Annotated in this window: 9 protein-coding genes; 3 read left to right on the top strand and 6 right to left on the bottom strand. The window is 59.5% G+C overall.

All coding sequences use genetic code 11. From position 1 onward, the window contains the following. Window positions 1-12: 12 nt before the first annotated feature. The 3 genes from V3C19_RS03045 to mfd all read left to right on the top strand — a co-directional run bounded on the left by V3C19_RS03045 (window position 13) and on the right by mfd (window position 7,078). Entirely contained in the window at window positions 13-2,565 is a 2,553-nt protein-coding gene (locus V3C19_RS03045; protein ID WP_130083068.1) for an MFS transporter, read from the top strand. 30 nt (window positions 2,566-2,595) lie between these two features. After that, entirely contained in the window at window positions 2,596-3,777 is a 1,182-nt protein-coding gene (locus tag V3C19_RS03040; protein WP_295931667.1) for an SHD1 domain-containing protein, read from the top strand. 124 nt (window positions 3,778-3,901) lie between these two features. Beyond that, the gene (gene mfd, locus V3C19_RS03035; RefSeq protein WP_295931673.1) at window positions 3,902-7,078 is read left to right on the top strand and encodes a transcription-repair coupling factor; all 3,177 of its coding nucleotides are present in this window, start codon (window positions 3,902-3,904) and stop codon (window positions 7,076-7,078) included. On the opposite strand, the gene V3C19_RS03030 is transcribed toward mfd, so the two are convergent. The 6 genes from V3C19_RS03030 to V3C19_RS03005 all read right to left on the bottom strand — a co-directional run bounded on the left by V3C19_RS03030 (window position 7,075) and on the right by V3C19_RS03005 (window position 12,314). Beyond that, a complete protein-coding gene (locus tag V3C19_RS03030; RefSeq protein ID WP_295931675.1) occupies window positions 7,075-8,028 on the bottom strand; it encodes a TraB/GumN family protein in 954 nt (317 codons plus the stop codon). The two genes, mfd and V3C19_RS03030, sit on opposite strands and share 4 nt — an antisense overlap. 234 nt (window positions 8,029-8,262) lie before the next feature. Continuing rightward, window positions 8,263-9,477, bottom strand: a complete 1,215-nt coding sequence (locus tag V3C19_RS03025) for a phosphoglycerate kinase (protein WP_130083072.1) — start codon at window positions 9,475-9,477, stop codon at window positions 8,263-8,265. Between the two features lie 170 nt (window positions 9,478-9,647). Next, a complete protein-coding gene (gap, locus tag V3C19_RS03020) occupies window positions 9,648-10,676 on the bottom strand; it encodes a type I glyceraldehyde-3-phosphate dehydrogenase (RefSeq protein ID WP_067571221.1) in 1,029 nt (342 codons plus the stop codon). A gap of 223 nt (window positions 10,677-10,899) precedes the next feature. After that, the gene (ruvA, locus tag V3C19_RS03015; RefSeq protein WP_130083073.1) at window positions 10,900-11,493 is read right to left on the bottom strand and encodes a Holliday junction branch migration protein RuvA; all 594 of its coding nucleotides are present in this window, start codon (window positions 11,491-11,493) and stop codon (window positions 10,900-10,902) included. Between the two features lie 66 nt (window positions 11,494-11,559). Beyond that, window positions 11,560-11,913 carry a hypothetical protein gene (locus V3C19_RS03010; protein WP_330937149.1) on the bottom strand — a complete coding sequence of 118 codons (354 nt, stop codon included), beginning with the start codon at window positions 11,911-11,913 and terminating at the stop codon, window positions 11,560-11,562. 8 nt (window positions 11,914-11,921) lie between these two features. Continuing rightward, a complete protein-coding gene (locus V3C19_RS03005) occupies window positions 11,922-12,314 on the bottom strand; it encodes a hypothetical protein (protein WP_330937148.1) in 393 nt (130 codons plus the stop codon). Window positions 12,315-12,321 lie beyond the last annotated feature (7 nt).

Raw genomic sequence — 12,321 nt, 5'->3', positions numbered from 1 at the left:
ACAACAAATCATATGACGCACTCCTCACATTACCTGGATCGGTTCACCAAGACATGGTGCGCGGTCCTCGCCTGCCTGATGCTGACGGCTGTCCCGACCGCCCACGCATCCTTTTCCGTGGATGTCCATTCCGCCGGCAGCATTCCTGACCTGCCCGATCCCGTGGGGCGCGCTGGCATGATTGCCGGGACCGTGACGGAAAAAGACGGCTCCCAGTCCATCATTGCCGCAGGAGGGGCCAATTTCCCGAATGCCGCTCCCGGAGCCGCCACGCCGGAGGAACGCGGCCCGAAGGCGTACCACCGGGATATTTTCAAACTCACCAACGGACAATGGAACAAAGTCGGCAGCCTGCCCGTTCCGCTGGGTTACGCGGCATGCGCCAGCGTCGGCAAGGGCGTGGTGCTGGCCGGCGGCCACAATGAAGAGGGCATTTGGCAAGGCACCCTGCTGATCAAGGCGGACGGGTCCGTGGAAAAGCTTCCTTCCCTTCCCCGCCCCGTGACGGAAGCCGCTTTCGTCGGTTCGGGAGACAAGTTCTATGTCATCGGCGGACGGGACCGGGACGAACCGGAAGCGGCCCTGAATACCGTGTACGTGCTGGACACATCCCCTGAAACGGCCAGCATGGAGTGGAAGACTCTGCCTCCGTTCCAAGGTCCGGGGCGCATTCTTGCCACCGCCGCCTTTTCCGACAGCACTCTCTTCCTGGTGGGGGGATGTTCCCTTTCCAAAAATGCCGCAGGAGAAACGGAGAGGACCTACCTTTCCGACCTGATCGACTACGATCTAGGCTCCACGAACCCCGCCGAGTGGGGGCGCATGAAGAAGGAGCGCACCGGTCCCGGAACGCCTGTAGCGGCAGCGGCCGGCCCCGCCCCCGTCAAGGAGAACACCATCATCCTGATTGGCGGGGACAAGCGCGGTAACTCCCCGGACCCGTCCAGGCCCGTGATGCAGTCCAGGGACATCCTGGCCTATGACATTGTAAAGGATGAATGGAGCCGCCTGGGGGAATGGCCCGCAGGCATCGCCACGGCCCCTGCTGTCACACGAGGCAATGAGATCATCACCATCAGCGGAGAAACCGCTCCCGGCGTACGTACTCCCGTGAACGCGTCCGCAACCGCGGGATACCATTTTGAGATGAGCACGGTGGACTATGCCGTTCTCATCCTCACGGTCATCGTCCTGGCCATCATCATCATTTCCGCCGTGCGCAACGGCGTCAGGAACGTCTCCGCCGTCACGGATCCGAACACCAGGCCCGGTCTGTGGGCCTGGGTGGCCGTCATCGTGCTGTGGTTCGTCGTGATGCTGAACTACTTTGACCGCCAGCTTCTTTCCGCCCTGCATGAACCCATTGTACGGGACATTCCCCAGACGGAGGCCCAGTTCGGCATGGTTACCTCCGTCTTCCTGCTGATTTACGCGCTGCTCAGCCCGGTAGGCGGATTTCTGGCGGACCGCTACAGCCGCCGCCTGATGATTCTCTGTTCCCTGGTTGTCTGGTCCGTAGTTACCTGGTGGACCGGGCACGCGGAGGATTATACCTCCCTGCTCATCGCCCGCGGGGCCATGGGCATCAGTGAGGCCTTCTACATTCCCGCCGCGCTGGCCCTGATCACGGACTACCACCGCGGCAGCACACGCTCCATCGCCACGGGCCTGCACATGAGCGGGATTTACGTGGGCATGGCCATCGCCGGATTCGGCGCTACCATGGCTTCCTGGACGGGCTGGCGCATGACCTTTGCCCTGTTCGGTCTGATCGGCGTGGCTTACGCCATCGTCCTGATCCTGTTCCTGAAAGACCCCGGCAAGGCGCCCGCGGACACGGCCCTTGCCCGGAAGAAGGACAAGCCCGGGGAAGAAACCGTATTGATCAATGTGGACAACGACGAACAGACAGTAAAGCTTCCCGCGTCCAAGCTTTCCACAGGTGCCGTCCTTTCCAGCCTGCTGAGCGGACGCCCCATGTGGATGCTGCTTTGCGTGGTAGCCTTTGCGGGAGCGGGCAACTGGTTCCTGCTGACGTGGTACCCCACCCTGCTGCATGACCAGTACCACCTTTCCTCCGCGGAGGCTGGCCCCGCCGCCACGCTCTGGAGTTCCATTGCCAAATACATCGCGGTGCTGGGAGGCGCCATTCTTGCGGATATGTGGTACAGGCGCAATACCCGCGCACGCGCGCTGGTACCGGGCATTGCCTTCAGCATATCCGGCCCGCTGGTCGTCCTGGCGCTGCTGCCCGGTATCTTCGGCTGGGACATTGCGGTCCCTCTGGTGCTCATGCTCGGTTTGGTGGCCACGCAGGGGCTGGCGCAAGGATCGCTGGACGCCACCCTCATGCCTGTGTTACGCTCCCATATTGACGAGCGTTACTCTGCCACCGGCTATGGTCTCCTGAACCTTACCTCCGCCGGGGTGGGCGCGCTCATCTCCTTCTTCGGCGGCTGGTTCAAGGACCAGGGTATCCCCCTGACCACGACCTTGGCCGCTGCCGGATGCCTCATGCTGTTCTGCGGACTTCTGCTCCTGATGCTGCCGAGGCCCAGGCACTGACACACCAGACTCACCACCCAGACTATCCCAATGAAGACACCTGCACGCAACTGCCTGACTGCGGGGGCCCTGTGTTTCCTGTCCCTGCTTTCCCCGGCGGAAGGCCGCACCTGGACCAACACCCAGGGAAAAACCCTGGAGGCCGAATTCGTCAAACTGGACGGCCAGAAGGCAGTGCTGACCCGCGCCGGAGGCCAGACGGTAACCATTCCCCTGAACCAGCTTTCCGAGGCGGACCGGAACTTCATCGCGGAACAGGGAACGGGAGCTCCCCCCTCCAACCCAGCAGACAATTACAAGCAGCCCTGGCCCAGAACCGTCAAATGCCCGGACAATTTCAAGGTGGAAACCATCAAGGAGGAAAAAGGGGAATATATTTACGAGACACCCCATTTCCGCTTTATTTGCGACGCCAAGCTGGGCGCAGGCATGATCAAGCGGCTGGGCCTCCTGTTTGAAGCCACCCACCTGGCCAACAAAACGCTGCCCATCGGCAACATTCCGCCCCATGACGATTCCGCCAAATTCCCGGCCTACCTGTACGAAAAGTTCAGCACCTATCTGGAAAACGGGGGGCTCGAAGGAACGGCGGGCATTTTCCTGGGAACCACGCGGCCGGGGGACCGGGGCAGAATTCTGGTGCCTTTCCAGTCACTGGGTGTCAAGCCCATGGGGAGCACCTACATCATTGACCGGGACAAGGATTCCACCACCCTCATTCACGAACTGACGCACCAGCTCATGTCTCCGCAGGCCAAGCAGGCCAGCTGGTTCTGCGAGGGGGCCGCGGAATATGTGGCCATGACGCCCTATGCCGGGGGCCGCTTCAACTTCGGCGCCAACCGCTCCCACATCGTTTCCCGCGTTACGGAGTACGGCAAGAAAAACACGGGGGGCCGCGCCCTGGGGGACGATTTTGAGGCTCCCGGCCTGGAGGCCTTCATGAACATGCCCTACACCCAGTTCACGAGTGAAAACGCCAATCTTCACTACGGCCTGGCCGCACTGATGGCCTATTACTTCTACCACATGGATGGAAAAGGGGACGCCCAGCGCATCAAGAATTATATGAAGGCCATTCAGTCCGGCACCAGTGAAAAGGAGGCGCAGAAACTCCTTCTGGACGGCAGGACCTACGAGGAACTGGCCAAGGAGATCGAGCAAAAATGGCGTAAGGCGGGCGTCAAGATCCGCTTCCGCGCCTCTTCCTGATCACTTTCTTTCCATACAATCTGCCTGTTCCCTGTCGGGAACGGGGAACACACGTGCCCTGAAAAACCGTTGACATGGCGGGGAAAGGCGGCAAACTCCCCTCAACAGGGGCTTTCAGACACGCATGGCAGAAAACGCTTCCATATCTTCCCTGCTGGACAGGGTGGCCCGCACCGCCCCCTTCCACAGGGAACTCGCGAAGCTGGGCACGGAGGAACAGGCCGTTTTCGACCACACCGCGTTGCCCGGCGTGCCGTTTGTTGCGGTCCTGTGCATCAACAGCGTTCCGGACACGTGCCGCACCTGGGTGGTGACTCCCCATCTGCGGGCCCAGGAATCCGTAGCCTCACAACTGGAGACATGGGGCGTGCACAATATCCTGTTCGTCCCGGAAAAGGAGGTGGCACTGGGCGAAGAAATAGGAGACCCGGAACTCACCGCCGAGCGGCTGAACGTGCTGCACCGTATTGCCTCCGGGCAGATAGGCAGGCAGACCGTTGTTCTGACGGAAAATTCCCTGAATGACGAGGTTCCCTCCACCAGGGGCATGCAGAATCAGGGCATGGTGTTGAAAGCGGGGGAAACACGGCCGCCGGACGAGCTGGAAAAGCTGTTCACGGGAGCCGGATTCGAAGGCGTTCCGCAGGTCATTTCCCGCGGGCAGTGGTCCCGCCGCGGCGGCATTCTGGACGTTTTCCCCCTCCAATCCGCCAATCCCGTGCGCCTGGAATTCTTTGACGATGAAATCGAGTCCATCCGGGAATTCGACGTGGATACCCAGGTCTCCTTCCGGAAGGTGGAGCACGTCAACCTCGTTCTGCAGGAGGCGGACGCCGCGGAAACCCTGCGCGACTGGATCAGGCCGGGAGACTTGGTCATCACCACCCCCTTCTGCAAGGAGCGCGGACACGCGTGCATCCTGACCGCTCCCCCGGAAAGTGCGGAGGGAGAGGAGGATTTCTCTCTCGCCATCCATGACAATCCCCTGGGCAGCTTTGACGCCGGGGACTTCGTGATGCAGGAAATGCGCCGCGAACTGGCCGAACGCCAGATAAGGGAATGGCTGGACCGGAAATGGAACGTCAGCATGTTCTTCCCGAATCAGGCGGAAGAGGAGCGGTTCAAGGATATCTGCGCCGGGACCCCTGCCCTGCTTTCCATCACCTGCCTGCGGGGAGACCTGCCCGGCGGATTCAGCATCCCCGGTGCGAAGACGGCGGTTCTCTCCTCCTCCGAGCTGTTCGGCAGGTACCAGTCCGCCACGGCGCGGCGGCGCGCCAGCCGGGAAGACAAGGCGCGCAAGGCACGCGCCCAGGCCTCCCTGAAAGACATCAATCCGGGGGACCTGGTGGTCCATACCAGCTACGGCATCGGGAAGTTCATCAACATCTCCACCTCTCCGGATTCCGGAGACGAGGAAATGAACATCCTCTACCGGGACAACACCATCCTGCATGTCCCCCTCAGCCAGGCACACCTGGTTTCCCGCTACATCGGCCTGGGCAGCAGGACGCCGGAACTCAACAAACTGGGGGATTCCAAATGGCAGCGCGCCAAAAAATCCGCGGAACGCTCCGTGGCGGACTACGCCGCCCAGCTCCTGAACGTGCAAGCGGAACGCCAGACGGGCAAAGGCTACAGCCACCCGCCGGACAGCAAATGGATGTGGGAGTTTGAAAGCTCCTTCCCGTTCCGTGAAACGCCCGACCAGCTCCGCGCCATCGCCCAGACGAAGGCGGACATGGAATCCACCCGGCCCATGGACCGCCTGATCTGCGGAGACGTGGGCTTCGGCAAGACGGAGGTAGCCATCCGCGCCGCATTCAAATGCGTAACCGGCGGCCGCCAGGCGGCCGTGCTGGTGCCCACCACCGTACTGGCGGAGCAGCACTTCCGCACCTTCAAGTCACGCATGAGCGAATATCCCGTGCGGATTGAAATGCTGAGCCGCCTCAACAGCGCGGCGGAAGTCAAATCCACGCTGGAAGGGTTGAAAAACGGCTCCGTGGACATCGTCATCGGCACCCACCGGCTCATTTCCGAAGACGTATCCATCAAGAACTTGGGACTGGTAGTCATTGACGAGGAACAGCGCTTCGGCGTCAAGCACAAGGAAAAATTCAAGGAGCGCTTCAAGGGAATAGACGTGCTCACCCTGTCGGCCACCCCTATTCCCCGCACTCTGTACATTGCCCTGATGGGCGCCAGGGACATGAGTTCCATCGACACGCCGCCCGTCAACAGGCAGCCGGTGCAGACCAGCGTCTGCCCCTATGACGAACGCATCATGAAGAAGGCCATGGAGCGCGAATTGGAGCGCGGCGGCCAGATATTCCTGCTGCACAACCGCGTCAAAACCATCGAACTGTTCCGGGACAGAATACAGGCCCTGGTCCCCAAGGCGCGCATCGTCATCGGCCACGGACAAATGCCCAAGGATGAACTGGAAAAGGTCATGAGCTCCTTCGTGCGGGGAGAGGCGGACATTCTGCTGGCTACCACTATCATTGAATCGGGCATAGACATTCCCAACGCCAATACCATCATTATTGACAGGGCGGACCGCTTCGGCCTGGCGGATCTGTACCAGCTCCGCGGCCGTGTGGGCCGCTCAGGACACCGCGCGTACGCCTACCTCATGCTGCCCAGGTCCTCATCCACTACGGAAGACGCCCGCAAGCGCGTCTCCGCCATCAAACAGTACACGGAACTGGGTTCCGGATTCAAGATAGCCATGCGCGACCTGGAAATCCGCGGAGCGGGCAACCTGCTCGGCACCCAGCAAAGCGGCCACATCGCCGCCATCGGCTTCGACCTGTACTGCCAGCTTCTCCAGCAGTCCATCTCCCACATGCAGGGCAAACATTCCGCACCCAGGGCGGACGCCGCCCTCCGGGCGGATTTCATCGTGAACAGTGAAACGCAGTTTGCGACCAAATCCCGCAAGGAGTACCTGGGCGCCTTCATTCCGCGGAACTACATCAGCGACGCCCCGCTGCGCATCGCCGCCTATAAGGATTTGGCGGGAGCCCGCACCATCAAGGAGACGGACGCCCTGCTCCGCACCTGGGAAGACCGATTCGGACCTGCACCGGAAACGGTGCATCATCTGCTTGCCACGCACAAAATCAAGATACTGGCCACCATGGCCAATATATCCATGGTGGAAGTCAGCGGCCAGCGCCTGATGCTTACCCGGAACGGGGATTTCATCCTCCTGTCCAACAAATTTCCGCGCCTGGCGGGAATCACCCCGGCGGAAAAGCTTCAGGAAACTCTGGAAATGCTTAAAAAGATCTAATCCTGGTCCGCATCCCTGCCGTCAGCCTGCTCCCGGGTATTCCAGGCAGTCAGCCACTGGACTTCCCTGAGTCGGTAGCCGCGCTTCAGCAGCTCCGCATGCAGACCGGGCAGATGCGCCGCCCCGTAGAAGATGCCAATCTTGCGCGCACCCTTGCCTTTCCACTGGTCGAATATCTCCATGCATTTGGCATTCCTGCCTTTCAGAATCACCGTATCCTCCAGAGAATCAGGGCTGGTATAGGCCAGCATACGCATCAATTCATTCTTCAGTCCGGAAACATTTCCCGTAATCAGATCCATCGCCATCTTGATTTGATTCGGCTGATAGCCGCAGTACTCTTCCTTCAGGGAAGACATGATCTCCTTCGCCATCAATCCCATAAAACTCTCCTTCTTTTCTTCCTGCGCCTTCCTGAATTCCCCCATGGTCATGTCCGCATGGACGAAGTGGGACGGAGAGTAATCGATTCCATCCATCTGGGCCTGCAAATTCAAGGCTTTGCTGAATCTTTTATAGGCTTCCCCCAGCCAGTTCAGCAGGAAGGAAGACTCTTCCTCCCTCTGTTCCTTTTCCCATGCCTCCAGCCGGTTCCATTCGCAGGCTTCTTCCTTCGTCAAGCCGCCCAGCGGCTTGCTCCGGTCAATCCTGCTCCGCAATTCCTCCTGCCGCTGGAGCCCTTCCCCGCCGATCATTTCAAACAGCAGCAAATCACATTGCCCGAACAGTTTGTTCAAACGGTCGTAATACTCCGGTTCAGCCACATGCATCGCCCCGATCAGCCTCACCTCCTGTCCGCCGTCATTCACATAGGAAGCCACGGGCGTTGCCAAATCCTGCCGTTCAGGGGAATCCGCCTCCAGCCTCAGGAACGTAGCCGGGTACCCGCCGTATTCTTCCGCATTCCTGCCGGAGCCAGCTACGGCAACAAGTGCGGAAGAGAACAGCATGAAGATAAACAAAATACCGCGCAATATGTTCATACACCACCAGCCTAGCGGCCATCATCCGCAGAGCAAGCCAAAAAAACTTCCGCAGAGTCCCTTCTATTCCTTACCCTGCCAGGAAGGTAATGCGGAATACCGGGAGACCATAAAAAATCCCCCGTTCCCTCAGGGGAACGGGGGATGAAGAATCAGGCCGCGCAGAGCTGACGTCCCGGAAGCAAACCGTCACATGACGGTTTACTTCTGTTTACAGCAGCATTTGTCAGACAGGGCGCCCACGCCGGGCAGCACCTTGCCTTCCAAAAGTTCCAGGGAAGCACCGCCACCCGTGGAGCAGAAGGAAAGCTTGTCCTGAACCTTGAATTTCTTGGCGGCCGTTACGGAATCGCCGCCGCCCACGATGGAGATGGCTGAAGAATCGGCCAGGGCTTCCGCAATTTCCTTGGTGCCCTTGGCAAAACAGTCCATTTCAAAGACGCCCATCGGGCCGTTCCACAGAACAGTTTTGGCATTCTTGATGATAGCGGAGAATTCTTCGATGGCCTTGTCGCCAATGTCAATGGCCATGCCGCCTTCCGGCACCTTGCCGCCCTCCGCGAAGGGAGCCGTGCAGAACGTTTCCGCACCGTCTTCGAACTTCATGGTCACGCGAACGTCGGCCGGAAGCACGAACTTGACACCCTTGGCCTTGGCGTTCGCCAGAATTTCACGAGCCAGATCCAGTTTGTCGCCTTCAATCTTGGAAGCGCCCAGGTCATAACCTTCTGCAGCCAGGAACGTGTTGGCCATGGCGCCGCCGATCAGGAACGTATCAGCCTTTTCCATCAGCTTGGAAAGCACTTCGATCTTGTCGGACACCTTGGCCCCCCCCATGATCACCACAAAGGGCTTTTCCGGGTTTTCCAGCTTGCCTTCCAGATATTCCAGCTCGCGTTCAATCAGGAAGCCCATAGCGCTCTTTTCCGCAAAGTGGGTAACGCCTTCCGTGGAAGCGTGGGCGCGGTGGGCGGTGCCGAACGCGTCGTTCACGAACAGAGTGGCGTTGCCCAGCAGAGCCTTGGCGAATTCCGGATCGTTTTTCTTTTCACCGGGATAGAAGCGGACGTTTTCCAGCAGGGCCACGTCGCCGTCCTTCATGGCGGCGCGGGCCGCTTCAGCTTCCGGGCCAATGGCGGAGGGAACGAATTTCACTTCCTTGCCGAGCAGTTCGGAAAGGCGGCCAGCCACGGGCTTCAGGGAAAAAGCGGGATCGGGTTCATTCTTGGGACGGCCCAGGTGGGAACAGAGGACGAGACGGGCGCCGCCGTCAAGCAGGAACTTGATGGTGGGAAGGGCGGCCACAATGCGGGCGTCATTGGTAATTTCCCCATCCTTGAGGGGTACGTTGAAGTCAACGCGCATCAGGACTTCCTTGCCCTTGACGTCAAGATCACGAACAGTGAGTTTAGCCATATCAGTTTATGTTGTTTGGTTCAATGGAATGAAAAAGGGAGGGCATTTCTGCCCTCCCGGAAAATCCCGGCCGCCCGCACCAACCCGGTTCATGAACCGGAAATCTGTTTCAGGCGGCTGGAAAGAATGTCTTGTGACTACTGAAGAGCAAGCGTTGTTCAGGAATGAACTTACTTGCCGCAGCTGCAGCCGCAGGAGCTCACGCTGTCGCCCAGCTTCTTCATGGCTTCGGCGGCGCGGTTGGAGTAGCCCCATTCGTTGTCGTACCAGCCGCAGACCTTCACCAGGTTGCCGCCGACCACGTAGGTGAAGCCGGAGTCAAAGATGCAGGAGTGGGGGTCGGAAACGATGTCCTGAAGCACCAGGTCTTCTTCGGAGTAGGCCAGAATGCCCTTCAGAGGACCTTCAGCGGCTTCCTTCATGGCGGCGTTCACTTCTTCCACGGTCACATTCTTCTTGAGGATGGCCACGAAGTCGGTCAGGGAACCGGTCGGGGTGGGAACGCGGAAGGAAGCGCCGTTCAGGGCTCCCTTGAGTTCGGGAATCACTTCTCCGATGGCCTTGGCAGCGCCGGTGGTCGTCGGGATGATGTTGATCGCGGCGGCGCGGGCACGGCGGGGATCCTTGTGCGGCAGGTCCAGAATGCGCTGGTCATTCGTGTAGGAATGAATGGTGCTCATCATGCCCTTTTCAATGCCGAACTTGTCGTTCAGCACCTTCACCATCGGGGAAAGGCAGTTGGTGGTGCAGGAAGCGTTGGAAACGATGTTGTGCTTGGCGGGATCGTATTCGCTGTCGTTGATGCCCAGGCAGAAAGTCAGGTCCGGATCCGTGGCGGGAGCGGAAATGAGCACCTTCTTGGCGCCAGCGTCAATGTGCTTCTGGGCGGCGTCACGCTTGGTAAACAGGCCGGTAGATTCCAGAACGACGTCCACGCCCAGGTCCTTCCAGGGAAGATTGGCGGGGTCGCGTTCCACCGTGATGAGGATCTTGTGACCGTCGATGACCAGATACTCGCCGTCGATGGAAACTTCGCCGTCAAACTTGCCCTGCGTGGAGTCATACTTGAGCAGGTGGGCGATCATTTCGATGGGGGTCAGGTCGTTGATGGCAACAACCTTGTTGCGTTCTTCCTTGGACATGGCGCGCAACACGTTGCGACCAATACGTCCAAAACCGTTAATAGCATATTTGGCCATAAGATTGAGGGCTTCAGATTTGATTAATTACAAGTCCCGGACCTATTCAAGTACCATGGACGGGGCAAGTTTAGAAACGATTCCGCCGGGCGTCAACACTATTGTTCCCCCATCATGGCAGTATGTGCCGGCCCTCCCGTCCCCAGAAAGGCGCAAAGGCGACAGCCGTGCTCCTGCATGGATGTCAAAAACTTGCACGGTCTTCCGGTTCACCGCGGAACGGTCAGTTCATGGAACGCAGGGCGGCGCGGATCAGCTCGTCCGCGTCCGCGTTCGGGTTCTCTTTCAAGTGGGCGGCAATGGCCTTGCGGGATTCCACTTGCTTGAAGCCCAAAGCAATCAGCGCCAGTTCCGCATCCCCCGCCGCCTGGGAGGTGGAGCCCTGGGCCTGGGCCTCCCAGGTGGCGGCCAGACCTACTTTGTCCTTCAGTTCAAGCACAATGCGTTCCGCCGTTTTTTTGCCCACTCCCTTGGCCCTGGCGATGCCGGATACGTCTCCGCTCACCACTGCCTGCTTAAACTGCTCCACGGACAAGGACCCCAGAATGGCGATGGCCGTAGCGGGGCCGATTCCAGAAACCCGGTCAATCAGCAGCAGAAAGATGTCCCGCTCCGCATCAGTCGCAAATCCGTACAACACCTGCATGTTTTCCCGCACATGCAGATAGGTTTTCAGTGTCAGCTCCCTGCCCGGCAGAGGATTCAGCCTGTCAAATGTGGACAGGGGCACGATCACCTCGTACCCCACGCCGTGAACATCCAGAATCAGCCGCTGGGGGTATGACTCCGCTACCGTACCGCGCAAAAAAGCTATCATGTCCATAACGTGACACAATCCCGGCGGCGGACAAGTCTAAAACGCATCCTCCCGGGGGGCGGTCCGCTATCTCTTGTGGAGAACGTGCAGCTTGATATGCTCCAGGTCTTCCCGGTGATAAAAACACCGTACGCGGAATCCGCGGACCGTCTTGATGCGACACCTGTATTCGCGCAGCAGGCCTTTTTTGACCAGCCTGTAAACGTAGCTTCTGACCACGCCCAAGTAGCGGACGGCCTCTTCCATATTCACGTAGCACAATGGGGCGCGGCGGCAGACCGGTTCCCGCGCCGCCAGGAGACGCTCCACGTCCAGACGGCGCCAGCAGAGCGTGAGAGAGCCAGTACTCTTGCGGACTACGCGGAAACGTACTCCATGACGGTGCAGATATTGCCGGGCGGCGGAAGGACTGCAGCGCAACCGCGCCGCTATGGAACATTCTTTTTCATGGCTACGTTTCCGCTCACCAAAACGATATGCTGGGTCAGCTGCACGTCGGAACTCTGCACTTTCACCAAAAAGGTGGGAGAAGTGTACAGTTCCGCCTTCTTGTAGGCAGCGGCAAGCATGTCCTCAATCTGCCGCGCCGTCCGGCCCACTACCCGCAACACATCCTGCCCGGGGGGAAGCTGGGGCATGCGGATGGTTCCATTGCCATCCAGCAGATATTGACCGGAAATGGCGGCAGCGTCGTCGGCAGGGATGCCGCGCACCTGAATTTCAATGGTTCCATGCGCGGGCACGGCATCCGGGGACTGCGAGAACGCAAATCCTCCTGCAGCCAGGATGAAACACACAATGGAATACAGATACTTTTTCATGGCACTA

This window comes from Akkermansia sp. AE01SA01, from assembly GCF_036417395.1.
GTDB lineage: Bacteria > Verrucomicrobiota > Verrucomicrobiia > Verrucomicrobiales > Akkermansiaceae > Akkermansia.
The sequence above is the reverse complement of the archived record's forward strand: the minus strand, read 5'-3'. Positions and strand labels throughout refer to the sequence as shown.